We start from the raw sequence: 22,977 nt of genomic DNA on the forward strand, positions 1-22,977 counted from the left end.
GTAACGGTTCAGGCGATGCTCGTGATCTTCGAAGGTACTTCCCAAGTCGAAACGACGGTACGCGCCGTCCTCGCCGACATCCTCGGCCTCAGCGCCGACCGTGTCGCCACATTCACCGCCGACACGCCGCTGTTCGGTGCGTTGCCCGAACTCGACTCGATGGCGGTGGCGAGCGTGCTGACCGAGCTCGAGGACCGGCTCGGTATCCTGATCGAAGACGACGAGATCGATGGCGAGATGCTCGAAACGTTCGGTGCGCTCGTCCAGTTTGCCGCGGGCAAGGCGCTGGTCTGAACCTAATAGGGGGTCTAGCCTCCAGCAGGATGACCAGCCTCCGCTTCGACACCTACGACTGGCCCGGCGGCCGCGAAGCGATGCTGCGGTTCGGGCCCGATACCGGCCCGATCGTCATCGCCGCGCTCCCCCTGTTCGAGGAGGCGAACCGGACGCGACAGTTCACCTGCACCATCCTGCGCACGCTCGCGGATCACGGCATCGGCAGCCTGCTGCCCGACTTCCCCGGCACCGGCGAAAGTGTCGTAACAACTCTTGATGCGAAACTGTCCGAGCAGCGCCGAGCCTATCGCGCGCTAACACAACAGCTTGGCGTCCATAGCTATGCTCTTTCGATAAGAAGCGGCGCGCTACTCGATACCGACGCCGACCTCGCTGGCCGCTGGCACCTCGCCCCCCACACTGGCTCGGATCTCGTCCGCGACCTCGAACGCACGCGCGCCGCAGCGGGTAAATCCGCTCGGGAAGGCGAGTACGCCGGCAACCGCCTATCCCTCAAGATGCTTGCCGAACTGCAAGATGCCTTGCCGTTTGAGGGCGGACCATACCGGGTCGTTCGCCTGTACACCGATCCCCGCGCGGCCGATGCGACCTACGCCGGTGCACCGCTCTGGCGTCGCTCCGAACCAGGCAACGATATCGCCCTCGCACAGCAACTTGCAGCCGATATCTCGCACTGGATCGCATCATGCGAAGGCTGATCGGGTTCGCTTGCGAGGGCGAATCGCTCGCTGCTACGCTAGACGAAGCCCCCGGCACGACCGGACTTCTCATAGTATCCGGCGGCAACGAAATCCGCGGCGGCGCACACCGCGGGATGGCGATGCTAGCCCAACGCCTGGCCGCCACCGGCACGCCCGTGTTCCGCTACGACCGGCGCGGCGTCGGTGATTCGACCGGGAACAATGGCGGTTATCTCACCACCGAGCCCGACCTTATCGCCGCCGCCGCCATGTTCCGAGCGCAAGCCCCGCACATCACCCGCATGATCGGCTTCGGCAATTGCGACGCCGCCAGTACGCTCGCGCTGTTCGGACGATCTGCGGGGATCGACCGGGTCGTGCTCGCCAACCCCTGGGTGATCGAACCGACCGACGACCTGCCCCCCGCCGCCGCGATCCGCGCCCGCTATGCCGAGCGATTGCGCGATCCCCGATCCTGGTATCGAATGATCCGGGGGGAGATCGATCTGCGCAAACTGGTGAACGGCGTCAGGAAACTCTCGCGCCCGAAGCTGGCAGACGGGGACGCGCTGGCGGCGCGGGTTTGCGGTGAGATCGACGATTGGGGCGACCGGGCTGTCGTTTTGCTCGCGGCGCGCGATGCCACGGCGTTGGCGTTTGCTGCGCGGTATCGTGGCGGGGCGCGGGTGACGCGGTTCGACACGGCGTCGCACAGCTTTGCCGGGGTCGAGAATGCCGCCGCGCTGTACGGCAAGATCGTCACGGAGATCGCCGGACAATAGCAATTTCGTCATCCTGACAAACGTCAGGATCCAGGGTTACAGGCGATTGCGCCCTTGGCTCTGGGTCCTGACTTTCGTCAGGATGACGGGGGAGGACAACAGGGGCGCGCGAACTTTATTCGGCGGCTTCGGCAAGCTCCGCAAACTCGGCCGCCGCCAGGAAGCGCTCGGCGTCCAGCGCCGCCATGCAGCCCGTGCCCGCCGCGGTCACCGCCTGCCGATACACCTTGTCCGCCACGTCGCCGCACGCGAACACGCCCTCGACGCTGGTCCGCGTCGAACCGGTCTCGACCGAGATATACCCGTCCGAATCGAGATCGAGATGCCCGCGGAACAGTTCAGTCGCAGGGTGATGACCGATTGCTACGAACCCGCCATCGACCGCAAGCCGCGAACGCTCGCCCGTCACCGTATCCTCCAGCTCGAGCGCGACCAGCCCCGCGTTTCCGCCGCCGTCGACGAACTCACGAACCTCCTTGTTCCACAGCACCGTCACACCCTTGTGCGCGAACAGGCGCTCCTGGAGAATCTTCTCCGAACGGAGCGAATCGCGGCGGTGGATCAGTGTCACGTCGGGCGAATGGTTGGTTAGGTACAGCGCCTCCTCGACCGCGGTGTTGCCGCCGCCGATCACGGCCACCTTCTTGCCCCGGTAGAAGAAGCCGTCGCAGGTCGCACACGCGCTGACGCCCTTGCCCTTCATTGGCTCCTCGCTGTCGATGCCGAGCCACTTCGCCTGCGCGCCGGTCGCGATTACCAGCGTGTCGCCCTCGTACACGTCGCCGCTGTCGCCGATCAGGCGGAACGGGCGGCTGGTCAGATCGACCTGCGTGATCGTGTCCCACATCATCCGCGTGCCGACATGCTCGGCCTGCGCCTGCATCTGCTCCATCAGCCACGGGCCCTGGATCACGTCCTTGAAGCCGGGATAGTTCTCGACATCGGTCGTCGTCGTAAGCTGGCCGCCGGGCTGAATGCCTTGCACGACGATCGGCGCCATCCCGGCACGCGCGCCATAGATCGCAGCCGAGAGCCCGGCAGGCCCCGAGCCGAGGATAAGCATGCGGGTGGTATGGGTCGTCATCATTGTTCCTTGGAGATTCGAGACTGCATCTAGGGGATGCGCGCAAGGATTTGAACCGCCGGTAAATCTGTGCCGCCTGCATCGAAAGCTTTGCCGCTTCGTTGGAGGTCAAAAGCGGAGATGAGCATGAGCGACGACCGGACCGTAGAGATCGAGGATTACACGGCACCAGCAGGCGGCTGGGGCTCGATGAAGTCGCTGGTCGAGATTTCCGCGCGCGAGAAGGTCGGGCCGGAGGTGATTCACGAACTCGCGCGCCAGAACAAGCCGGATGGCTTTGCGTGCGTGAGCTGTGCTTGGGGCAAACCCGCGCATCCGCATGTCGCCGAGTTCTGCGAGAACGGCGCGAAGGCAACGGCATGGGAGCTGACCTCGTTCCGCGTCACGCCGGCGTTTTTCGAGCAGCATACGGTCAGCGAACTGATCGGCTGGAAGGATTATGATCTCGAACAGGCCGGACGCTTAACGCACCCACTCAAGTACGATGCGACGACCGACAAATACGCGGCGTGCAGCTGGGACGAGGCGTTTGCAGGCATCGGCGCCAAGCTGAAGACCTATGATCCGACCAAGGTCATCTTCTACGCCTCGGGCCGCGCCAGCCTCGAGACGTCGTACATGTATAGCCTGCTCGCGCGGATGTATGGCAGCCAGAACCTGCCCGACAGCTCGAACATGTGCCACGAGACGACCTCGGTCGGCCTCAAGTCGGCGATCGGTTCGGCGGTCGGCACGATTCACCTGTCGGACTATGAGAAGTGCGACGCGATCTTCTACTTCGGGCAGAACCCCGGGGTGAACAGCCCGCGGTTCCTGCATCCGCTGCGCGATTGCGCGAAGCGCGGTGTCGAGATCGTCGTGTTCAACCCGCTCAAGGAGCGCGGGCTGGAGAAATTCCAGGACCCGCAGAACCCGATCGAGATGGTGACCGGCAAGTCGACCCCAATCGCCTCGCAATATCACCAGCTCAAGACCGGCGGCGACGTCGGCGCGATCATGGGGATGTGCAAATACCTGATCGAGGCCGACGATAACGCCAAGCGGATCAACGGCCTGCCCGTCCTCGACCATGCGTTTCTCGCCGAACACACGACCGGATTCGAGGCGTTCGCCGATGTCGCACGCGCGACCGAATGGTCGACGATCGAGCATGAAAGCGGCCTGCCCCGTACCGAAATCGAGGCAGCGGCAAAGGTCTATGCCAAGTCGAAGGCAGTCATCGCGGTGTACGGCATGGGCCTGACCCAGCATGTCGGCGGGATCGACAACGTCCACATGGTCGTCAATCTGATGCTGCTCCGCGGCAACATCGGCAAGCCCGGCGCGGGCATGGGCCCGGTTCGTGGCCACTCGAACGTGCAGGGCCAGCGCACCGTTGGCATCACCGAGAAGCCTGAACTCGCGCCGCTCGACAAACTCGCGGAGCAATACGGGTTCGAGCCGCCGCGCGCCAAGGGCTGGGATACGGTCGAAGCCTGCGAGGCGGTCCTCGATGGTAGCGCGCAGGCCTTTATCGGTCTCGGCGGCAATTTCGTTCGCGCGATCCCGGACCATGCGCGGATCGAGCCGAAATGGCGCGGGCTCGACCTGACCGTGCATATCGCGACCAAACTCAATCGCTCGCACCTGCTGCCGGGCGAGACGTCGTATCTGCTTCCCTGCCTCGGGCGAATCGAGACCGATATGCAGGGCACCGGGCCGCAGAGCGTGTCGATCGAGGATTCGTTCAGCCAGATCTACGGCTCGAAGGGCAAGGCCACGCCCGCCGCGGAGACGCTGCTGTCTGAGCCGGCGATCGTCGCCGGGATCGCCAAGGCGACGCTCGCGCCCAATCCGAAGCTCGACTGGGATGCATGGGTGCGCGATTATGCGCGTGTCCGCGATGCGATCGAGGTGACGTATCCGGACCTGTTCAAGAACTTCAACGACCAGATGTTCACGCCTGGCGGCTTCTGGAAGGGCGTCCCGGCCGCACATCGCGAATGGAAGACCGAGAGCGGCAAGGCGGAAATCAACATTCCACAGGCGCTGAACGTCACCGGATTCGAGGAGGCGGAGGGTCGCTTCCGCCTGATGACGCTGCGGTCGAACGACCAGTTCAACACGACCGTCTATGGTTATCACGACCGCTTCCGCGGCGTGAAGGGCACGCGCGACATCGTCTTCATGAACCGAAGCGACATGATCCGGATGGGCATCACCGATGGCGACGACGTCGATCTGGTCGGCGATGCCGGCGGCAATTCGGACCGTCGCCTGAACAAGCTCCGCGTGGTCGAATATTCGATCCCCGAGGGTTGCCTGGGTGCGTATTACCCGGAGTGCAATCTGCTCATGCCGGTTGCTCACCATGCCCGCGAAAGCCATGTGCCCGCCGCGAAATCGGTGCCTGTGCGGATCGAGAAGACGCGCTGACCCAACCGCATGCTCTTGGTGTCGTCCTGGCAGGCGGACGATCGTCGCGGTTCGGGTCGGACAAGGCGCGCGCGATGTTCGACGGCCGTGCGCTCGCCGAACATGCGCGTGAACTGCTGTTGCATCATGTCGAGCAGGCGGTGATCGTCGGGCCGGACGGCGCGATCCCCGACCTGCCCTGCTCCGGGCTTGGTCCGCTGGGCGGAATCGCCGGGGCGCTCCAGTATGCCAAGGGGCTCGGGTTCACGTCGATCCTGACGATCGCCTGTGACATGCCGCGACTGCCACGTGGGCTGCTCGACGCACTATTGCGGCGTGCGCCCGCCTATTGCCCCGAAGCGCCCGTGCTAGGCCATTGGGAAACCGCGTCGACCACCGCGCTGATCGCGCATATCGCGGCATCGCAGCGACGGTCGGTGTGTGGCTGGGCGGAGGCGATCGGCGCGCTGCCGATCCCGGCTGGCGGACCGATCGTCAACATCAACACCCCGGAAGACCTCGCCCTCCTATGATTTCACGGACATTGCCGATCAAGATCCTGCGCCCCGATTCGATCACTGCGGGCGAGCGTGCGATCGCGATCGAGGTACCGGTCACGATCGAGATCGACGGGCTCGGCTATGCGGTGATGATGATGACCCCGGCCGATCTGGCCGAGTTCACCACCGGGTTCCTGCTGACCGAGCGACTTGCCGACAGCGCCGACGACGTCCGCGACATCGATGTCTTCCAGGCGGAGGCAGGGTGGATCGTCCGCGTCGGGCTGTCCGAGCGCTGCAAGGGCCGCATTCACGACCGCGTCCGCCACCGGACCAGCGATACGAGCTGTGGGCTCTGCGGAATCTCAGGGCTCGAGCAACTGCGCAAACCGGTGCCTAGAACGCCGCTAAGGCCCGCCACGCCCATCTCCGCGCTGTTTGCCGCCTTGGCCGGGTTACGCGCCCATCAACCGCTCAACGCCGCTACAGGGGCAATCCATGCGGCCGCAGCCTGTGATCGCGCAGGAAAGGTCATCGCGGCCTATGAAGACGTCGGTCGCCACAACGCGCTCGACAAGCTGGTCGGCGGACTGGCGATCGCTGCGCAGCCCGTCGACGGCTTCATCCTGGTCACGTCGCGGATCAGCTTCGAGATGGTCGACAAGGCGCTGATCGCCGGCGCGCCGATGCTGGTGGGTATCTCCGCCCCGACCAGCCTGGCGATCGACCACGCCCGCGAACATGGGCTGACATTGCTAGCGCTCGCCCGCAGCGACGCGATCCTGGTGGTCAACGACCCGTGGAATGTCTTTGAAAATGGTAGCGAAGGAGGGACTTGAACCCCCGACCCCAGGATTATGATTCCCGTGCTCTAACCAACTGAGCTACTTCGCCGTACCGTCCGTCAGGGAAGCATTCTTCCCTGCGAGGCGCGGCCTATAGGAAGCGGATTCGAGGCGGTCAAGCGAACATGTGCCGGGAAATCGCTTCCCATGGTCCGCCACGATACCACCACGCGCCCAGACCTGCGATTTCGACGTCCTTCGGAACGAAATCGCGTTGCAGGTTGCCGAGCAGGAGCTTGGCTACCTGCGGGCTGACCTTGTTCTGGATCGTGACGTGCGGACGCCAGCCGCCAGCGTCCTGCGGCGTCAGCATCCCGGTGAACGTGTCGGCGAGGCGCTCGCGGATGCAGACGAGCTCGGGGGACTCGATCCGGTAGGCGACACCGCGACCAAGCGACATCAGGCCGCCGACGCGCGCCTGCGGGGAACGAATGCCGCGCGTTTCTTGGCTCAGGCGGTGCTTGAGCTCGTCGAGCCCCGAGGGCGGTAGGTGGTGGAAGAGCGTCAGATGCGCATCGAGCTGGTTGCGCTCGGGCGGGAAATGTTCGCGGCGCATCGCGTCGAAAAACGCAGTGTCCTGGCGACCGAACAAGGCGGTGACGATGATCGGGGCTGGAAGCGTATCCGTCACGATCAGATCTCGATCTGGCTGCCGAGCTCGACCACGCGATTGGTCGGCAGGCGGAAGAACTCCATCGCGCTTTCCGCATTACGGAGCATCCACGCGAACAGTTTTTCGCGCCAGATCATCATGCCGGGCTTGTCCGACGCGAGCAGCGTCTGGCGCGACAGGAAGAAGCTGGTGTCCATCATCTTGAAGTCCGCGCCGCAATTATGGACCTGCCGCAGCGCCGCGGGCACGTCGGCATCCTCCATGAAGCCGTAACGCAGCACGAGCCGGTGGAAGCCGCTGCCAAGCTCCTCGCGCACCGCGCGGTCGTTGGCAGGCCAATAGGGCTGGCTGACGATCTTGACGGTCAGCAGGATGACGCGCTCGTGCAGCACCTTATTGTGCTTGAGGTTGTGGAGCAGCGCATGTGGCACGCCGTCCGCGGTGGAGGTCATGAACACCGCGGTCCCTGGCACGCGCGACGCCGAGCTGGCGGCCGAACCGATGAACACCTTGATCGGCATCGCCGCCTCGTGCATCCGGTCGATCATCAGCTGCCGCCCCTTCGACCACGTCGTCAGGAAGGTGAAGATGATTAACCCGACCAGCAGCGGGAACCAGCCGCCGGCGGGCACCTTGGTTAGGTTGGCGGCGAAATAGGCGCCATCGACCGTAAAGAAGATCGCCAGCAACGGGATCGCCGCGATCTTCGGCCAGTTCCAGAGGCGGAACAGCACGACGCCGAGCAGGCACGTGTCGATGAACATCGCGCCCGTGACCGCGATCCCATACGCGCTCGTCAGGTTCGACGAGGTGCGGAAGAACAGCACGAGCAGGATCACCATCACCATCAGCGCGCCGTTGACGAGCGGGATGTAGATCTGGCCGGCGGTCGAGGCGCTGGTGTGCTCGATCCGCAGGCGCGGGATGAAGCCGAGCTGGATCGCCTGCTGCGTCACCGAGAACGCGCCGGAGATGACCGCCTGCGACGCGATCACGGCGGCCATCGTCGCGAGGATGACGAGCGGGAGCTGGAGGCTTTCGGGGGCCAGGTTGTAGAACGGGCTGACCAGCGCCTCGCGGCCGTCGCGGAACAGCAGCGCCCCCTGCCCCATATAGTTGAGGATCAGCGCGGGGAGCACGAAGAACAGCCACGACAGGCCGATCGGCTTGCGGCCGAAATGCCCCATGTCCGCGTACAGCGCCTCGGCGCCGGTGACCGCGAGGACGACCGAGCCGAGTGCCAGGAAGGCCCGCTCGGGGTCGATGATGAAGAACTCGACCGCATAGTGCGGCGACAATGCCCAGAGCACCTCGGGTGTCTGCACGATGCTGAGGATGCCGAGCACCGCGATGACGCTGAAATACACCAGCATGATCGGTCCGAACACGAGGCCGATGCGCGCGGTCCCGCTCTTCTGCACCCAGAACAGGCCGATCAGGATGACGATCACGATCGGCAGCACCAGGCCGCCGAATGCGGGCGCGGCGACGGCGAGACCCTCGACCGCGGACAGCACCGACACCGCGGGCGTGATCATGCTGTCGCCGTAGAACAGCGCCGTCGCGAACACGCCGAGCAGGATGATGCCCTTGCTCCAGCGCTTCGTCTTGGTCTTGCCCGAGACCAAAGCGAGCAGCGCCAAACTGCCGCCTTCGCCCTTGTTGTCGGCGCGCATGATGATGATGACGTACTTGACCGTCACGACGATCATCATCGACCAGAACATCAGGCTGATGACGCCCATGATGTGCGCCGCGTCGAGCGCGAGCTTGTGGTGGCCGGCGAAGGTCTCGCGGAAGGCGTAGAGCGGGCTGGTGCCGATATCGCCGAAGACGATGCCGATCGCACCGAAGGCGAGCTTCAGCATGCCGTCGGAGTTGTGATGCCCCGTCTCGAGATCGAGATTGGCGGGTGGCACGGTCGAAGCCGCGGCGGTCTGATCGACGCTCACTGGACGGTGAATCGACCCGGAAGTGCAGCAATCTTCATCGAATTTCCGATTTCACCCTGTGCCCCAAGCGCGCGCATTTAGCATGCGGGGTAGAGGGCGGCAACGGCGAGGCGGGCAACGTGGATTAACCGGGTCAGAATGGACGCGCCTGATCAGCCGCGAGTAACGACCTCGCGGATGACGAAATGCGACGCCAGTCGCGTCACGCCCGGCAGTTGCGAGAGCGTTTCGCGGTGGATGCGCTCGAACGTCTCGCCGTCGCGGATCTCGACATGGAGCATATAATCTGCCTCACCACTCATCAGGAAGCATTGCACGACTTGCGGGCAGTCGACGATCTCCGCCTCGAACGCCGCCATCGTCTCCTTGCGCTGATCCCGGAGCGTGACGTTGACGAGGACGATGCTTGGGTCGCCTCGTGCTGCGCGGGACAGGACGGCACGATAGCCGACGATCGCCCCGCTTTCTCGCAACTGCGCCACGCGGCGGTGGGCGGCGCTCGCTGACAAACCAACCGCGTCGCCAAGCTCGGCGCTGGTCAGGTCGGAATTGGCGGCGAGCAGGTCCAGAATCCTGCGTTCGATCGTGATGCTCAAGATTATCCCGTTTCGAGGGCAAAGGATGCAATCATCTTGCAGATGCGGTATCGCACCGCGACCAGTTTGCGAACCCTTCCTGTCCAAGGCGCGCTAGTATGGCGCAAACGATAATGGAGTGGAATCAATGCGCGTCGGTGTCCCCAAGGAAATCAAGAACCACGAATATCGCGTCGGCCTGACCCCGCCGTCGGTCGCCGAACTGGTTGCCGCGGGCCACGAGGTCGTTGTCGAGACGCTCGCCGGATCGGGCATCGATTTCGAGGACCAGGACTATGTCGACGCGGGTGCGACGATCCTGCCGACCGCCGCCGCGGTGTTCGCCGGCGCCGACATGATCGTGAAGGTCAAGGAGCCCCAGCCGAGCGAGATCGCGATGCTCGAACCGCGCCATCTGCTGTTCACCTATCTCCACCTCGCCGCCGACAAGCCGCAGGCCGAAGGGCTGATGAAGTCCGGCGCGACCTGCATCGCGTACGAGACGGTCACCGACAATCGCCGCGGGCTCCCGTTGCTCAAGCCGATGTCGGAAGTCGCGGGCCGCATGTCGGTGCAGGTCGGCGCGCATTATCTCGAGAAGGAGCAGGGCGGACGCGGCGTGCTGCTCGGCGGCGTCCCCGGTGTCGCACCTGCCAAAGTCGCGATCCTCGGCGGTGGCGTCTCGGGCGTCAACGCAGCGCAGATGGCGGTCGGCATGCGCGCCGACGTGACGATCTACGACATCTCGAACGATCGCCTCGCCGAACTCGACATGTTCTTCTCCAGCCAGATCAAGACGGCCTATGCCTCGAAGGCTGCGATCGCGGCGGCGGTGAAGAACGCGCATCTGGTGATCGGCGCGGTGCTGGTGCCGGGAGCGGCGGCGCCGAAGCTCGTCACGCGCGAAATGCTGAAGACGATGAAGCGCGGCTCGGTGCTGGTCGACATCGCGATCGACCAGGGCGGGTGCTTCGAGACGTCGCACGCGACGACGCACGAAGATCCGGTGTTCGAGGTCGATGGCGTTATCCATTACTGCGTCGCCAACATGCCGGGCGCGGTCGCGCGCACCTCGGCGTTCGCGCTAAACAATGCGACGCTGCCATTCGCGTTGAAGCTCGCCAATCTGGGCGCCGAGGCCGCGATGAAGGCCGACCCGCACCTCGCCAACGGGCTGAACGTCTACAAGGGCAAGATCGCGTACAAGGCGGTCGCAGATGATCTAGGTTTACCTTACGAAGCTTGGGCCGGCTGACTCGGGAACGGATGCGGAACATGGGTGTTGGACAGGGGAAAGGAATTCCCAATGTCCGACACTCCGAACCCCAAATCCGAACCGTTCTCGAACGCCGAGAAGGACCCGGACGACTGGACCACCGGCGACGAGAAGATGACCGGTGCGCAGGCGAGCTACCTCAAGACGCTGTCCGAGGAAGCACATGAGGAATTCGACGAGACGCTGACCAAGGCGGATGCGTCGAAGAAGATCGACGAGTTGCAGTCGAAGACCGGCCGCGGGCAGTAAGCCTATATTCCTCTTACTCCTTTTCCCGTCATCCTGACGAAAGTTAGGATCCAGAGCCAAATAGCTTAACGTTCATGGCTCTGGATCCTGGGTCGAGCCCAGGATGACAGGATTATCTTGGGCCGGCGTCCGGCGTATCCTGCATAGCTAGAAACCGATCCAGCAGCGCGAGCCGATTGGCGATCTCGCCCCGGTATGAGATGTTGGCCGGTGTCAACGCCAGCGCCTTTGCCCAATATGGCCGGGCCGTCGCGAACTCGCCCGCCCGCACATACGCCAGCCCCAGAAAAAACGGCGGAGCAGGATGCTTCGGCGCCAACCGCATAGCCTGCTGGAAGGCGAACAACGCGGGCGGCGAAACCTGGTTGGCGTCATGCGCCGCGAGCGCGTTGGCGAGCCCCGTCCACATTACCACGCTCTTCGGAGCTATTCTGAGACCTCCAAGCAAAACTTGCACCGCCGCGCGACGGTCGCCGACCCGCGTCATCGCGTCCGCCGCAACCAGATACGCCGCTGCGCCCGTATACCGTTCGAGCATCTGGTCGCGCAGTTCGAGCATCGCGCTGTCGTCCGGCGTTGCGGCAAGCCCGGGCGACGCTTCATGGCCGGCAAGCCCTGGCTGGCCCTGCCAAGCATACCCCGCCGCACCAAGCATCAGCGCCGCGGCGACCATCGTCCAAAGAACGCGGTTCACCTTCAATACCGCGAGCAGCGCAAACGCCCCCGTTCCGATCGCGGCCAGCCAGAAATACCCCATCAGCGTGCCCTCCGCCGAAAGCTCGACCGCGCGATCCAGCCGCCGAGGCCAAGCAGCAGGATCGGCGCTAGCCACAACGGCCATGTGAGGCCGGATAGGGGTGGATCATAGGTCACGTAGTCGCCGTAGCGCGCGATCAGCCAGTCGCGGATCGAGGCAGGCTTTTCGCCACGCTCGATCCGCTCGCGGACGAGCGCGCGCATGTCGGCCGCCATGTCGGCATCGCTGTCGGCGATCGACTGGCCCTGGCAGACGAGGCAGCGCAGAGTTTCCATGAGCGCGCGGGCGGAGGCTTCCTTGGCCGGGTCGGTGAGTTGCACGTTGGCGTAATGCGCTGGTGGAGTGACCGGCTGGGCGAAGGCCGGCGAGATGCAGAGCAACAGCGCGGCAAGTATCTCCCCTCCCGCTCGCGGGAGGGGTCGGGGGAGGGCATGACGCGAACGCGCGCTCGGTTGGCAGGGAGAATCCCCTCCCCTAACCCCTCCCGCAAGCGTGAGGGGAAATACGTTGCGCCCGCTCACCGCGCATCCTTCACGGCTTGCACGATCTCCGCCACATTCTCAGGCCGGATATCGCCGATGATCTGCTTCACGACGATCCCGCGGCCGTCGATCACGAACGTCTCAGGCACCCCCGACGACCCCAGCGCCAACTGCACCTGACTGGCCTTGTCGCTTCCGATTCGCTCGTAGGGATCGCCGTTACGCCGAAGGAACCCCGCAATAGCCGGAGCAGTGTCGCGGATCGCGATCGCGTCGATCGGCATGCCCATCGCCTTCAACCGCATCAGTTGCGGGGCCTCGGCAATGCACGGAATGCACCAGCTCGCGAACACGTTGAGCAACCGCGGCTTACCCTGCCGGAACGACGCGCTGGTCAGGCCCGGCTTGCTAGGGACCATCGCGGGCAGCGCGAAATCGGGGAGCGGCTTGCCGACCATGGCCGATCGCACCACCTTCTCGGCGGGCCGGAACAACCCGCTCGCGACCACCGCGAACAGCAGCGCGAAGATCGCCAGCGGCGCCCAGAGTGCGAACCGCTTCATGCCCACTGCGTCCGTATTGCAACTTGTCGCTGGCGCCGCACGCGGCCGAGCAGCGACAATGCGCCACCCAGCGCGATCAGCACGCCCCCGAACCAGATGAGCGTCACGAACGGCTTCCACCAGAGGCGGAGCTGCCAGCGCCCCTGCCCGTCCGGTTGCCCGAGCACGGTATAAAGCTGGCCGTCGAGCACCGTCAGGATGGCGGACTCATTGGTGCTGGTCGGCGGGTTGGCGAAGAAGCGGAGTTGCGGCCGCAGGATGCTCGCGCTGCCACCCCGCGTTGCGGTCAGGCGTGCTTCGAGTGCCGACCAGTTCTCGCCGATCACCGGCGATATTCCATCGAGCGTCACGGTGTACGGCCCGACCCGTGCTGGTTCGCCCGCGCGCACTGCGACCAGCGTTTCCTTCGTGAAGGCGCTGTCCGACGCCATCCCGGCGAGGCTGACCGCGATGCCGAGATGCGCGATGACCATGCCGTATGTGAACAGCGGCGTACGCTTCAGGTTGCGCTTCCACAGAGGCGCTACGCTGGCGACGGCGAGCCCAGCGGCCAGCGAAAGCCCGGCCCAAGGGAGGACGCCCGGCCAGACGAACAGCAACGCGATTGCCGCCAACAGCGCGGCGCCGATCGGCAGCATCACGCGGCGCAGCACCGCCTTCGCATCGTCACGCCTCCAGCGCAGCAGCGGCCCGACCGCCATCACCGCGACCAGCAGCAACGCGATCGGCCCCGCCGCCTTGTTGAAGAACGGCGGCCCGACCGATAGCTGCACGCCGAAGCTCGCGGCGACGATCGGGTAGAGCGTGCCGATCAGGACGATCCCGAGGATCACCGACAACAGCAGGTTGTTCGCAACCAGCCCGCCTTCGCGGCTGACCGGATCGAAGGTCGTGCCCGCGCGGACGGTGCCGATCCGCGCGGCGAACAGCGCAAGTGCACCACCGATGTAGATCGCGAGAAGCGCCAGGATGAACGCACCGCGCTCTGGATCGACCGCGAAGGCGTGGACGCTCGTCAGGATACCCGAGCGGACCAGGAACGTGCCGATCATCGACATCGAGAACGCGACGACCGCCAGCATGATCGTCCAGGCTCGCAGACCGTCGCGGGTCGCGAGCACGGTCACCGAATGGAGCAATGCGGTGGCGGCGAGCCACGGCATCAGCGAGGCGTTCTCGACCGGATCCCAGAACCACCAGCCGCCCCAGCCGAGCTCGTAATAGGCCCAGTACGAACCGGCAGTGATGCCAAGCGTCAGGAATATCCAGGCGATCAGCACCCACGGTCGCATAGCCTTCGCGAACGCCGGCCCGACGTCTCGCGTGACGAGCGCACCTACGGCAAACGAGAACGCGACCGAGAGGCCAACATACCCCGTGTAGAGCGTCGGCGGATGGAACGCCAAGCCGGGGTCCTGCAACAGCGGGTTGAGCCCGAGGCCGTCGGCCGCTGCGGGGTTGAGCCGCGCGAACGGGTTCGAGGAGAACAGCAGGAACGCGTAGAATCCGAGTGCGATCGTCGCCTGCGCACCGAGCGTCGCGGTCAGCGTGCGTTCGGGCAACGAGCGTTCGAAGATCGCCACAGCACCGCCGGCGAGTCCGAGGATCGTCACCCAGAGCAGCATCGAGCCCTCGTGGTTTCCCCAGGCGCCAGCGAACTTGTAGAGCCACGGCTTGGCCGAATGACTGTTCTCGACGACCAGCTTCACCGACATGTCGGAGTCGAGAAAGAGTTCGATCAGCAGCGCCATCGCGAGGAGGGCCAACAGCCCTTGAACAATCGCCACCGGGCGCACCGCTGCCGCAACGTCCTCACGATCGCGCGCGATACCAATCGTCGCCATCACCAGCTGTAACGCCGCCAGCGCGCCAGCGAACCAGAGCGCGGCAAGGCCCGCTTCGGCGATCACGGCTTTGCGTCCGGTTCGAGCGTCTTGGTCTCGTGCATCTTGCCGGCTATCTCCGGCGGCATGTACTTTTCGTCGTGCTTGGCGAGCAGGTTCGACGCGACGAAGCTGCCATTGGGCTGGAACTGGCCTTCGGCGACGACGCCCGATTTCTCGCGGAACAGGTCGGGGACGATCCCTGCGAAGACGACCGGGGTGGTCGCCTGCCCATCGGTGACGACGAAGTGCACGGTGATGCCGTCTGCCGCGCGCTTGACCGAACCGCCCTCGACCATTCCACCGAGCCGCACTGCGCGCCCAAGCGGGAGACCGTCGCGGCGAACGTCGGATGGCGCATAGAAGAATGATGCCTGATCCTTCAGCGCCGACAGCGCGAGGAGCCCGGCGACGACGACCGCACCGAGTGCCAGCAGCGCCAGTGTCAGGCGTTGATGTTTGGCCTTCACTTTTCGGCCTTCCGCATCGCGAGATAGCTCAGGAGAGCGATGACTGCGCCGCCGCCCAGCGTCACGGCATAAGCAGCAGTCACGAACGGCCAGGGATTCATGATCTCGCCATTCTGCGCATACGCGCTTCGGTCTTCGTGATCGCCAGCATCGTCCGCATCCGCATCAGCACGATTCCGGCGAACGCGAACGTGAACCCGGCCAGCATGATCGGCAGCGGCCACAGGATCGAACCCGCGATCGTCGACTGCGTCAGACCGATGCTCGGCCCCTGGTGCAGCGTATTCCACCACACCACCGAATAGCGGATGATCGGCAGCAGCACCGACCCGGCAATCCCGTACAGCGCCGGCACGCGCCCATCGCCGCCACGATCCGCATCGGCCTTCGCGAGCGCCATATAGCCGAGATAGACGAAGAACAGCAGCAGCATCGAGGTCAGCCGGCCATCCCATTGCCACCACGTTCCCCAGGTCGGCCGCCCCCAGATCGAGCCGGTCATGAGACATAGCGCCGCGAACACCGCACCCGGCAGCGCGATCGCACGCGCCGCGACGCTGGCCAGCGGGTGGCGCCAGACGAGGAACATGATGCTGGAGATCGCGATCCCGCTCCACCCGCCCATGCCGAGCCAGGCGGCGGGGACGTGGATGTAGAGGATGCGGACGGTCTCGCCCTGGAGGTAGTCCGGCGGGGTCTGCGTCAAGCCCGCCCAGCAGCCCAGCACGATCAGCGCGACGCCAAGCCAGAAGAGCGCTGGCGTCAACGGCTTGGCGATCTTCAGGAAGCGCGCGGGGTTTGCGAAGGCGTGTAGGGTAGCCACTGGGGACAGCCATTATGGCAACATCGCGAGGCTGTCACCTCGGACTTCGAACCCTCTCCCCGCCGGGGAGAGGGAGGCGCCTCCCCCGTACGCCGTCATCCTGACGAAAGTCAGGATCCAGGGCCGCAGAGGGCGACGCTTAGTTACTCTGGATCCTGACTTTCGTCAGGATGACGGGAGTAATCGGAGCGCCCGCCCTCAACACGAGCGAAGACCGCTTGGATTCAGCGGCCGATCAGGCGCTTTGCGATCGAATCTGCGACATCCGACGACGGCTCGCCCGAACGGTCGCTTTCGTCCCAGACCTGGATCAGGCGCTCCGGAATACGGGCGATCCGTGCCTTAACCTCAGCCTCGTCGCCCTGCCCAAGATACTCGAGCCCGACGTTGATGATCCCACCCGCATTGATCACATAGTCCGGCGCATACAGGATACCGCGTGCATGAAGCCGCGCGCCATCCTCGCGAACGCTCAGCTGGTTGTTCGCGCCACCCGCGACGACCTTCGCCTTCAAGGAAGCGATCGACATCTCGGTCAGAATAGCACCCAGCGCGTTCGGGCTGAAGATATCCGCCTCGGTCGTCAGGATCGCCTCGGCCGCCACCGCGGTCGCGCCGAGTTCGCCGGCCAGCTTCTGCGCCCGGCCCTCGTCGACGTCCGCCAGCGTCAGCACCGCGCCGTCCTTCGCCAGCAGCCGCGCGAGCCCGCCGCCGACCGAGCCGACGCCCTGGATCGCGACGCGCACGCCCTTCATGTCGGTCGCGCCGAGGCCACGCTGCGCCGCCGCCTTCACGCCGAGATAGATGCCGAGCGCGGTGTACGGCCCGGGATCGCCGCCCGCCGCACCGCTCGCAACCGGCAGGCCGGAGACGTAGCGCGTCTGCGTGGCGATCACCTTCATCCGCTCTTCGGACATGCCGACGTCTTCCGCCGTCACGTAGCGCCCGCCGAGCGAATCGACCGCGCGGCCGAACGCCTCAAGTTGTGCCGTCGTGATGACGTCGCCGGGCTTGGCCGCGAGGACCACGCCCTTGCCGCCGCCAAGCTCCAGCCCCGCCATCGCGTTCTTGAAGCTCATGCCGCGCGACAGGCGCAGCGCATCGGTCACGGCGCGGCCGTTGTCGGCATAATGCCAGAAGCGCGTGCCGCCAGCCGCCGGCCCGAGCTTGGTCGAGTGCAGCGCGATCACCGCGCGCAGGCCCGACTCGGGATCGGTGAAGGCATGTACGCCCTCGTGGTCGTCGAAATCGGGAAGGTCCCAAACCGCTGTCATCGCCGGCTCCTGAAGAGGAATAAAATTACCGGGACGCGAAATATTATTTTCCGACCGGTTTTACCAGCCCAAAGCGCCCGCATTGCGGGGGCTTACGAAAATAAGGGAAAATGGGGCGACCGACGGGACTTGAACCCGCAACATCCGGCATCACAAGCCGACGCTCTAACCAATTGAACTACGACCGCCGCGTAGGCATCGCCCCCTAGCGGGGGTCGCCGGGCGGCGTCAACCGTCGACTTGCCAAAAAGACGTCAAAAACGTCCTTCAATCGCGAGCCGGTAGCCGTTCGGCCCGCGCACGAAGCCGGCCTGTTCGAGCTTTTGCACTGCCAGCGGGTCGGACGGTCGCAGCGACAATTCGGCGCGGTAGGTGCCTGCCCCTTCGATCCTGAGCGCGATGCTCTCGGTCCCGGCCTGGCTAGCCAGCGGCAACAGCAGTGCCGTGCCGTCGCAGCGGGCAGTGCCGCTCACCGACTGCGGCAAGGTGATCCCGCCGACGTCACCTGCCAGCGTCGCGCGGACGCGGCCCTCGGCGGCTTCGCACTGGCCATCGCGGAAGCGGACCGAGACGTCGTCGAGGTCGAGCGCGGCAACGGGCACTGGCGCAAACAGCCGCCCCGTCGCGACGGTCGCGGTCATGTGGTCGACCCCGAAGCTATGGCGGCTGACGCTCGCCGATCCGCGCAATGGTCTGGCGGACACCGAATCGGGCCCAGCGAAGGCGATCGTCGCGCGGCCGACCAGCAGCGGCAGCGGCGACAACCGGGCGCGCAGGTCGCCGAGCGCGAGATCGCCGAACCGCGCCTCGGTCAGCGTCGCCCCCCAGATCGTCCCCGACACGCGCCGCGCGACCAGCCCTTCGTCGCCGACGCCGACCCAGCCGAGTACCGCGCGCATGGGCAGGAAGACGATCAGCGCGATCAGCAGCATCCCACCGAACAGCGCCGCGGGTCCGGTGCGCAAACGGATCCGCCTCATGCCGCGCGCGCCTTCAACGTGAGCGCGACGCCGACGGTCTTGTCGCCCTTGTCGGTCATCGCCACCGAATCGACGAGGATACCGAGCCGTTCGAGCCGCGCGAGCCAAGCGGTCAGCGCCGCCGGTCGCGCCGACTGGATACCCACACGCACCCGGTTCGCGCCGTCCTGATCGAGTGACGCGAGCGCGAAGCCGGCTTGGTCAGCCTCGGCGCGGACCGTGTCCGCCAGCGTGCCCGTCAGCGGCCTTGCTCGGTCACGCTGGATATCGCGCAACGTCGCGACCTGCGCGCGCGTTTCGCCCAGCCGCGTTACGGCGCTGGCGTGGCGTTCGCGCGCGCTCGACAACCCGTCACCGATCGGTCGGATGATCAGCGCCCAAAGCAAGGTCAGCACCGCGAGCGCGGCCATTACGAGCAATAGGCGACGTTCTCGGAGCGAGCGGCCTTCGAACCACGTCTTCAAGCCGGTCATCGTCCGCTCCCCGGGCTGATCGTGAGTTCACCCGTCACACGACCGGCGGCGGCCTGGAATACGCCCGCGCGGACGGTGAAGCCCGCTGCTTCGAGCGCACGCTTGAGGTCGGTCGCAAGCGCCTCACGTTCGACCGCGACCGACAGTCGCAGGTCGCCGTTCGCCTGGAAGTCTAGCCCCGTGACTTCGGTCCCCGGCGTGGCACGGATCGCGGCGAACGCGGCGGCGGTCGTGTTGGTGAAACCGAGCCCCGGCCCGCGCACGCGCGACAGGCGCTCATCGAGCTGGCGGCTGGCATCGACCACCGTCTCGCCGCGTGGCAGGCCGGTCACGGCGACCGTGTCGGCCTCAGCCTCCAACGCATCCGCGCCAAAGCTGTACTTGGCGATGCGGACGAGCGAGATCGCGAGCGTCACTGCCAGGATCGTCAGCGACAACAGCGCAAGCCTTCGGATCAGCCCCCAGTCGATCGCAAACCTGCGTCGCCGCGCGAACGGCCCCTGTCGCAGGTCAAGAGTAGGCGATGCAGCGGCGGCAACGATCGCCGCCTCCAGCGTATCGCGATCGATCGTCGCAGGCGCAGTGCCGCCGGTTATGAGTTCGGTCAGCCGCGCCTCGTCGGCGAACCCGCTCGACGTACCACGCACGACGCCGCTACCGGCCAGCTCCGCCCTCGCATAGCCCTCGTCGGGGCGCGGAAGAAGCATCGGTGCGGGGATCAGCGCGACCGGATCGACACCCGCCTCCGCAAGCATCCGCAGCCAGTCGCGCATCGTCGCGACGCCGACCACGCCGATCGGGCGATCGCTCGCACCTTCGTCACCGACCGCGACATGCAGTTCGGCAAGCGGCGACGCACTGGCCTCGCTGGCGAGAATACGCGCGGCCGCCGTAGCCTGCGCTGCCGAACGCGAAGGCAGTTCCGCCCAGTGCAGCGTCACCGCATCGGCCGGGGCCACCGCAATCGTCTCATCGTCGATCGCGTCGGGGATCCCCTCCCCCTCCCCGACCACGCGCGCATCGGCGACGCGCATCCAGCGAAACCCGGTCTCGCCGGCGGGAAGGAATAGCAAAGTCGTCATGATGGCTCGCCCCATTGCCGCGATACGAGCTGCGCGGGAAGTCGGTTCGCGTCGATCAGCGCGCGTTCCTGCATTTGCGTGCGGCCGAGCGTCACGTCGATATCGAGCGTGAACCATTTCGACAGCACCGTCGCCTCGGCACCGGGCGCGAGGGTGGCCGCACCCTGCAACGCCGCCGCCTTGGTGATCTCGCCGACGTCGGCATAGCCCTGCGGCGGACGACGCAACAGCATCTGCTGCGCGCTGCCGACCGACAGCGTATCGGGATACAGCATCGCGAACAGCGGCGCCTGTTCGGGCGCCAGCGTGTTGACGTTGATCGGCGACGGCTTGGCGATCGGCAGCGTGCAGATCCAGGGCCGCAGCGTGGCGTAGATCTCAGGCGTCATGCCGGCGACTGCGCGGAGTTCGCTCGGGTCGGACATGAGCGTGCCGGCGGTGCGGTACGGCGTCTCGCGGCCGAGATACGCGCCGTCCTCCGCGCCCATCGCCTGCTGGTCCTGGTCGCTGTCGATCCAGTCCGCGGTGCCCGATGCGACCTGTTCGGCGACCTGCGTCGGGACGCTCAACAACCGCATCAGCCGGACGAATTGCGGGCGGATCTCGGGGTTGGTGACATACACGCCGGGCGTGGTCGCTTGCGTGACGAGCGCGTTGAGATTGAAGCAATTGCCGCCGTCGCGCACGCGGGCGGTCGCGAAGCCACCGGGGACCGGCAGGCCGAACGGCGTGTTGCTCCAGTTGCCGGCGAGCGTGACCCGCTTGGGGCTCTGGCCGAGCAGGTTGGAGACGCGGGTCAGCGCCATCGTCTCGGCGGCGAACGCGTAGGCGCGCGCTTGTTCGCCGGTCGCGGCGTTGCCCGCGAGCCGGGTCGACAGGCGCAGTTTCTCCAGCGCCGCGCCTGCCATGACGGCGATGATCGCGACGAGCATCAGCACGGTGAGCAGCGCTGCCCCCCGTTCCGGCCCGCGTTCTGGCCCCCGTTCCGACCCGCGGTCCGAACCGCGATCAGGTCCGCGCACCGGGCGTCTCCTTCGACGGCGTGCCGGGCGGCGGCGTGGTCGACGGGCCCGTTCCTTCAGCCGGTGTGGGGACATATCCCGTCCCTACGAGGAACATCTGGCGGAACTGCGTGCCGTCGTCACGCTGGACGGTGAGTTCCATCGCATCGGGTAACGGCCTGCCACTGGCGCCATCCCAGCGATCGCTCCAGGCGCCGGCGATCCGGTAGCGCAACGCGGCCTGGCGGACGTGGGTCAGCAGTGCGGCGGGGGGCAGTCCCTGCGCACCGTCGATCATCGGGTAGGCGATCCGCTGGAGCGTGCCGGCATCGACGCGGTAGGCGACCTTCTGCGTACTCGGCCGCGCGGCACCGTCGATGTTGCTCCAGCCGTCGCGGACGAGCCGCAGCATCGGCGTGACACCCGACCCGCTCTCGCCGACGAACGCGGGAACGCTGGTGCCGGCTTCGTCGCGCGTCGACCGGTTCGAGGCCTGGGCGAGGTCGGCGGACAGGATCGACATCGTTCGGGTGAGCGCGCTGATGTCGTCGAGCTTGGCGCCGGTGCTGCTTTGCGCCTTCACGCTGAACGACAGGATGGCGACGCCAGCGGCGGCGATCATCCCGAAGATCATGAGCGACACCATGACTTCCACAAGCGTGAAGCCGGCTTCTCCGCTTGATCGCGTCATGTCGCCGACCGTGGCGCAGGGCGGACCATCGTCAGGCGGCCAAGTTGCGCGCCCGCGCGATCCGCGACCGCGACGTCGATGCGCAGGACGCTGGACCCGCCGAGCGCGCTGACCTGCCGGGTCCAGGTCCAGGCTTGTCCGCCGTTCGTCTCGACGCCGGTGACGCGGCCTGCGGTCGGCGGTTGCGCGCTGGTGACCGCGTCGATCGCGACGTTGCGCGCGACCATCTGCGCGACGAGCGTTTCGTCGAGGATCGAGGCGCCGCGGATCGTCGCGCTTTCCAGGCGCACGAGCGCCATCGCCGCGAGGCTGAACACCGCCAGCGCGACCATGATTTCAATGAGGGTAAAGCCGCGCTCAGCCCGCATCGGCTCGCACGCTGCCGTCGGCGTCGATGTGCACGGTTGCCACAACGCCGCCGCGGTCGAGGCGGATCTCCGCGGGGCGATCGACGAGGCCGGTCGGATCGAACGTCACCCGCATGCGACCGCTGGTATCGCCGATGCTGGCCTTGGTCCCGTCGTTCCAGCGTTCGACGCGCATTGGCTTCTCGGCGATCGGCGTCCAGCCACCCGCCATGCGACGGTCGAAGCCATAGCCGCCGCCGGTAACCCAGACGCTGACCGGGCGTGTCTCGACGATCGCAGAATCATGCGCGGCGCGGGCGCGCAACGCGAAGCGCGTCGCTTCGTCGAGCACGCGGCCGCGCGGGTCCGGCATGACAAGCACGGCGACAGCGGATGCGAGTCCGATGATCGTGACGACGACCATCAACTCGACCAGCGTGAAGCCAGCCTCCCGCTTACTGCCAGCTGCCGATATCGGCATCGATCCCCTCGCCGCCTTCCTTGCCGTCCGCCCCGAAGGTCCAGACGTCGACCTCCCCATGTGCGCCGGGCGAGGCATAGAGATACGGGCGACCCCAGGGATCGTTCGGCAACTTCTTCAGATACCCGCCACGCTGATACCGCGAGGGATCGGTCAGCCCCGCGGGTGCAGTGACGAGCGCGTTCAGCCCTTGCGTGGTGTTGGGGAAGGTCATGTTCTGGAGCTTGTAGAGTTCCAGACCGCCCTCGATCTGAGCGATGTCGGCCTTCGCCTTCTGGATCCGCGCGGTGTCGCCCGAGGGGAGCACGTTGAGCGCGACGATCGTCGCAAGCAGGCCGATGATGACGATCACGACCATCAGTTCGACGAGGGTGAAGCCGGCGTCACGACGCTTCTTCTTATCTTGGGGACGCATACGAAACC

Annotated in this window: 27 protein-coding genes and 2 tRNA genes; 8 read left to right on the forward strand and 21 right to left on the reverse strand. The window is 66.1% G+C overall.

All coding sequences use genetic code 11. The annotated features are described in order from the left end of the window. The first annotated feature begins 15 nt into the window (after window positions 1–15). Genes C8J46_RS13600 through C8J46_RS13610 form a run of 3 tightly spaced genes read left to right on the forward strand, consistent with a single transcriptional unit; the run spans window position 16 to window position 1,759 of the window. On the forward strand, window positions 16–294 hold the full coding sequence (locus tag C8J46_RS13600) for an acyl carrier protein (RefSeq protein WP_132740135.1): 279 nt from the start codon (window positions 16–18) through the stop codon (window positions 292–294). Between the two features lie 29 nt (window positions 295–323). Further along, window positions 324–995, forward strand: coding sequence for a hypothetical protein (locus tag C8J46_RS13605; RefSeq protein WP_132740138.1), 672 nt, complete (start codon window positions 324–326; stop codon window positions 993–995). After that, window positions 983–1,759, forward strand: coding sequence for a hydrolase 1, exosortase A system-associated (locus tag C8J46_RS13610; RefSeq protein WP_132740141.1), 777 nt, complete (start codon window positions 983–985; stop codon window positions 1,757–1,759). The genes C8J46_RS13605 and C8J46_RS13610 overlap by 13 nt, the downstream gene beginning before the upstream one ends. A 115-nt stretch (window positions 1,760–1,874) precedes the next feature. Here the strand turns inward: C8J46_RS13610 and trxB are convergent, their stop codons facing one another. Then, a complete protein-coding gene (trxB, locus tag C8J46_RS13615) occupies window positions 1,875–2,843 on the reverse strand; it encodes a thioredoxin-disulfide reductase (RefSeq protein WP_132740144.1) in 969 nt (322 codons plus the stop codon). A 126-nt stretch (window positions 2,844–2,969) separates the two neighbouring features. Here trxB and C8J46_RS13620 point away from each other — a divergent pair, with 126 nt between their 5' ends. The 3 genes from C8J46_RS13620 to fdhD are packed head-to-tail and all read left to right on the forward strand — an operon-like array spanning window position 2,970 to window position 6,576. Continuing rightward, complete coding sequence (locus C8J46_RS13620) at window positions 2,970–5,258, forward strand: FdhF/YdeP family oxidoreductase (protein WP_132740147.1); 2,289 nt, start codon at window positions 2,970–2,972, stop codon at window positions 5,256–5,258. Continuing rightward, the gene (locus tag C8J46_RS13625) at window positions 5,165–5,770 is read left to right on the forward strand and encodes a molybdenum cofactor guanylyltransferase (protein WP_279388903.1); all 606 of its coding nucleotides are present in this window, start codon (window positions 5,165–5,167) and stop codon (window positions 5,768–5,770) included. The genes C8J46_RS13620 and C8J46_RS13625 overlap by 94 nt, the downstream gene beginning before the upstream one ends. Next, window positions 5,767–6,576, forward strand: a complete 810-nt coding sequence (fdhD, locus tag C8J46_RS13630) for a formate dehydrogenase accessory sulfurtransferase FdhD (RefSeq protein ID WP_132740150.1) — start codon at window positions 5,767–5,769, stop codon at window positions 6,574–6,576. Before C8J46_RS13625 ends, fdhD begins: the two co-directional genes overlap by 4 nt. Here fdhD and C8J46_RS13635 read toward each other — a convergent pair. From C8J46_RS13635 to C8J46_RS13650, 4 genes are all read right to left on the reverse strand, one after another. Further along, window positions 6,555–6,631: transfer RNA gene (locus tag C8J46_RS13635), tRNA-Met, on the reverse strand. The genes fdhD and C8J46_RS13635 overlap by 22 nt on opposite strands. 66 nt (window positions 6,632–6,697) lie before the next feature. Further along, window positions 6,698–7,213 (reverse strand): 2'-5' RNA ligase family protein, encoded by a 516-nt coding sequence (locus C8J46_RS13640; protein WP_243643385.1) that lies wholly within the window; start codon window positions 7,211–7,213, stop codon window positions 6,698–6,700. 2 nt (window positions 7,214–7,215) lie between these two features. After that, a complete protein-coding gene (locus C8J46_RS13645; RefSeq protein ID WP_132740812.1) occupies window positions 7,216–9,063 on the reverse strand; it encodes a potassium transporter Kup in 1,848 nt (615 codons plus the stop codon). A gap of 236 nt (window positions 9,064–9,299) precedes the next feature. Beyond that, on the reverse strand, window positions 9,300–9,743 hold the full coding sequence (locus C8J46_RS13650) for an Lrp/AsnC family transcriptional regulator (protein WP_132740153.1): 444 nt from the start codon (window positions 9,741–9,743) through the stop codon (window positions 9,300–9,302). A gap of 127 nt (window positions 9,744–9,870) precedes the next feature. Here C8J46_RS13650 and ald point away from each other — a divergent pair, with 127 nt between their 5' ends. Together ald and C8J46_RS13660 are read left to right on the forward strand one after the other, a co-directional pair. Beyond that, entirely contained in the window at window positions 9,871–10,977 is a 1,107-nt protein-coding gene (gene ald, locus C8J46_RS13655; protein WP_132740815.1) for an alanine dehydrogenase, read from the forward strand. Window positions 10,978–11,028: 51 nt separating this feature from the next. After that, on the forward strand, window positions 11,029–11,247 hold the full coding sequence (locus C8J46_RS13660; RefSeq protein WP_056058060.1) for a DUF3072 domain-containing protein: 219 nt from the start codon (window positions 11,029–11,031) through the stop codon (window positions 11,245–11,247). A gap of 112 nt (window positions 11,248–11,359) precedes the next feature. On the opposite strand, the gene C8J46_RS13665 is transcribed toward C8J46_RS13660, so the two are convergent. From C8J46_RS13665 to gspG, 16 genes are all read right to left on the reverse strand, one after another. Next, window positions 11,360–12,088: a hypothetical protein gene (locus tag C8J46_RS13665; protein ID WP_243643386.1), complete on the reverse strand. Its 729-nt coding sequence runs from the start codon at window positions 12,086–12,088 to the stop codon at window positions 11,360–11,362. After that, window positions 12,004–12,375 (reverse strand): cytochrome c-type biogenesis protein, encoded by a 372-nt coding sequence (locus C8J46_RS13670; protein ID WP_243643422.1) that lies wholly within the window; start codon window positions 12,373–12,375, stop codon window positions 12,004–12,006. The genes C8J46_RS13665 and C8J46_RS13670 overlap by 85 nt, the downstream gene beginning before the upstream one ends. A gap of 146 nt (window positions 12,376–12,521) precedes the next feature. After that, window positions 12,522–13,049 carry a DsbE family thiol:disulfide interchange protein gene (locus tag C8J46_RS13675; protein WP_132740159.1) on the reverse strand — a complete coding sequence of 176 codons (528 nt, stop codon included), beginning with the start codon at window positions 13,047–13,049 and terminating at the stop codon, window positions 12,522–12,524. Next, window positions 13,046–14,959, reverse strand: a complete 1,914-nt coding sequence (locus C8J46_RS13680) for a heme lyase CcmF/NrfE family subunit (protein ID WP_132740162.1) — start codon at window positions 14,957–14,959, stop codon at window positions 13,046–13,048. The genes C8J46_RS13675 and C8J46_RS13680 overlap by 4 nt, the downstream gene beginning before the upstream one ends. Further along, on the reverse strand, window positions 14,956–15,402 hold the full coding sequence (gene ccmE / locus C8J46_RS13685) for a cytochrome c maturation protein CcmE (RefSeq protein WP_132740165.1): 447 nt from the start codon (window positions 15,400–15,402) through the stop codon (window positions 14,956–14,958). The genes C8J46_RS13680 and ccmE overlap by 4 nt, the downstream gene beginning before the upstream one ends. A 97-nt stretch (window positions 15,403–15,499) precedes the next feature. Then, window positions 15,500–16,225, reverse strand: coding sequence for a heme ABC transporter permease CcmC (gene ccmC / locus C8J46_RS13690; protein ID WP_132740168.1), 726 nt, complete (start codon window positions 16,223–16,225; stop codon window positions 15,500–15,502). A 224-nt stretch (window positions 16,226–16,449) separates the two neighbouring features. Further along, window positions 16,450–17,499 (reverse strand): Glu/Leu/Phe/Val dehydrogenase dimerization domain-containing protein, encoded by a 1,050-nt coding sequence (locus C8J46_RS13695; protein ID WP_132740171.1) that lies wholly within the window; start codon window positions 17,497–17,499, stop codon window positions 16,450–16,452. A 111-nt stretch (window positions 17,500–17,610) separates the two neighbouring features. Further along, window positions 17,611–17,687, reverse strand: a tRNA-His gene (locus C8J46_RS13700). Between the two features lie 66 nt (window positions 17,688–17,753). Beyond that, window positions 17,754–18,479 (reverse strand): type II secretion system protein N, encoded by a 726-nt coding sequence (gene gspN / locus C8J46_RS13705; protein ID WP_132740174.1) that lies wholly within the window; start codon window positions 18,477–18,479, stop codon window positions 17,754–17,756. Further along, window positions 18,476–18,952, reverse strand: a complete 477-nt coding sequence (gene gspM, locus C8J46_RS13710) for a type II secretion system protein GspM (protein ID WP_132740177.1) — start codon at window positions 18,950–18,952, stop codon at window positions 18,476–18,478. Before gspM ends, gspN begins: the two co-directional genes overlap by 4 nt. Beyond that, window positions 18,949–20,034, reverse strand: a complete 1,086-nt coding sequence (gene gspL, locus C8J46_RS13715; protein ID WP_132740180.1) for a type II secretion system protein GspL — start codon at window positions 20,032–20,034, stop codon at window positions 18,949–18,951. Before gspL ends, gspM begins: the two co-directional genes overlap by 4 nt. Further along, complete coding sequence (gene gspK, locus C8J46_RS13720) at window positions 20,031–21,056, reverse strand: type II secretion system minor pseudopilin GspK (RefSeq protein WP_279388904.1); 1,026 nt, start codon at window positions 21,054–21,056, stop codon at window positions 20,031–20,033. Before gspK ends, gspL begins: the two co-directional genes overlap by 4 nt. Next, window positions 21,043–21,726 carry a type II secretion system minor pseudopilin GspJ gene (gene gspJ / locus C8J46_RS13725; protein WP_132740186.1) on the reverse strand — a complete coding sequence of 228 codons (684 nt, stop codon included), beginning with the start codon at window positions 21,724–21,726 and terminating at the stop codon, window positions 21,043–21,045. The genes gspK and gspJ overlap by 14 nt, the downstream gene beginning before the upstream one ends. Next, entirely contained in the window at window positions 21,723–22,094 is a 372-nt protein-coding gene (gspI, locus tag C8J46_RS13730) for a type II secretion system minor pseudopilin GspI (RefSeq protein ID WP_132740189.1), read from the reverse strand. Before gspI ends, gspJ begins: the two co-directional genes overlap by 4 nt. Continuing rightward, a complete protein-coding gene (locus C8J46_RS13735) occupies window positions 22,084–22,554 on the reverse strand; it encodes a GspH/FimT family pseudopilin (protein ID WP_132740192.1) in 471 nt (156 codons plus the stop codon). Before C8J46_RS13735 ends, gspI begins: the two co-directional genes overlap by 11 nt. After that, window positions 22,529–22,969, reverse strand: coding sequence for a type II secretion system major pseudopilin GspG (gene gspG / locus C8J46_RS13740; protein WP_243643388.1), 441 nt, complete (start codon window positions 22,967–22,969; stop codon window positions 22,529–22,531). The genes C8J46_RS13735 and gspG overlap by 26 nt, the downstream gene beginning before the upstream one ends. Window positions 22,970–22,977 lie beyond the last annotated feature (8 nt).

The sequence above is a fragment of the Sphingomonas sp. PP-F2F-A104-K0414 genome (assembly GCF_004340945.1).
Lineage (GTDB): Bacteria > Pseudomonadota > Alphaproteobacteria > Sphingomonadales > Sphingomonadaceae > Sphingomonas.

What these genes read in the sequence shown, in the direction of transcription:
- C8J46_RS13600 (WP_132740135.1), top strand. Translation starts at nt 16, where the DNA reads ATGCTCGTGATCTTCGAAGGTACTTCCCAAGTCGAAACGACGGTACGC.
- C8J46_RS13605 (WP_132740138.1), top strand. Translation starts at nt 324, where the DNA reads ATGACCAGCCTCCGCTTCGACACCTACGACTGGCCCGGCGGCCGCGAA.
- C8J46_RS13610 (WP_132740141.1), top strand. Translation starts at nt 983, where the DNA reads ATGCGAAGGCTGATCGGGTTCGCTTGCGAGGGCGAATCGCTCGCTGCT.
- trxB (WP_132740144.1), bottom strand. Translation starts at nt 2,843, where the DNA reads ATGACGACCCATACCACCCGCATGCTTATCCTCGGCTCGGGGCCTGCC.
- C8J46_RS13620 (WP_132740147.1), top strand. Translation starts at nt 2,970, where the DNA reads ATGAGCGACGACCGGACCGTAGAGATCGAGGATTACACGGCACCAGCA.
- fdhD (WP_132740150.1), top strand. Translation starts at nt 5,767, where the DNA reads ATGATTTCACGGACATTGCCGATCAAGATCCTGCGCCCCGATTCGATC.
- C8J46_RS13645 (WP_132740812.1), bottom strand. Translation starts at nt 9,063, where the DNA reads ATGCTGAAGCTCGCCTTCGGTGCGATCGGCATCGTCTTCGGCGATATC.
- ald (WP_132740815.1), top strand. Translation starts at nt 9,871, where the DNA reads ATGCGCGTCGGTGTCCCCAAGGAAATCAAGAACCACGAATATCGCGTC.
- C8J46_RS13660 (WP_056058060.1), top strand. Translation starts at nt 11,029, where the DNA reads ATGTCCGACACTCCGAACCCCAAATCCGAACCGTTCTCGAACGCCGAG.
- C8J46_RS13665 (WP_243643386.1), bottom strand. Translation starts at nt 12,088, where the DNA reads ATGGCCGTTGTGGCTAGCGCCGATCCTGCTGCTTGGCCTCGGCGGCTG.
- C8J46_RS13675 (WP_132740159.1), bottom strand. Translation starts at nt 13,049, where the DNA reads ATGAAGCGGTTCGCACTCTGGGCGCCGCTGGCGATCTTCGCGCTGCTG.
- C8J46_RS13695 (WP_132740171.1), bottom strand. Translation starts at nt 17,499, where the DNA reads ATGACAGCGGTTTGGGACCTTCCCGATTTCGACGACCACGAGGGCGTA.
- gspN (WP_132740174.1), bottom strand. Translation starts at nt 18,479, where the DNA reads ATGAGGCGGATCCGTTTGCGCACCGGACCCGCGGCGCTGTTCGGTGGG.
- gspM (WP_132740177.1), bottom strand. Translation starts at nt 18,952, where the DNA reads ATGACCGGCTTGAAGACGTGGTTCGAAGGCCGCTCGCTCCGAGAACGT.
- gspL (WP_132740180.1), bottom strand. Translation starts at nt 20,034, where the DNA reads ATGACGACTTTGCTATTCCTTCCCGCCGGCGAGACCGGGTTTCGCTGG.
- gspJ (WP_132740186.1), bottom strand. Translation starts at nt 21,726, where the DNA reads ATGACGCGATCAAGCGGAGAAGCCGGCTTCACGCTTGTGGAAGTCATG.
- gspI (WP_132740189.1), bottom strand. Translation starts at nt 22,094, where the DNA reads ATGCGGGCTGAGCGCGGCTTTACCCTCATTGAAATCATGGTCGCGCTG.
- C8J46_RS13735 (WP_132740192.1), bottom strand. Translation starts at nt 22,554, where the DNA reads ATGCCGATATCGGCAGCTGGCAGTAAGCGGGAGGCTGGCTTCACGCTG.
- gspG (WP_243643388.1), bottom strand. Translation starts at nt 22,969, where the DNA reads ATGCGTCCCCAAGATAAGAAGAAGCGTCGTGACGCCGGCTTCACCCTC.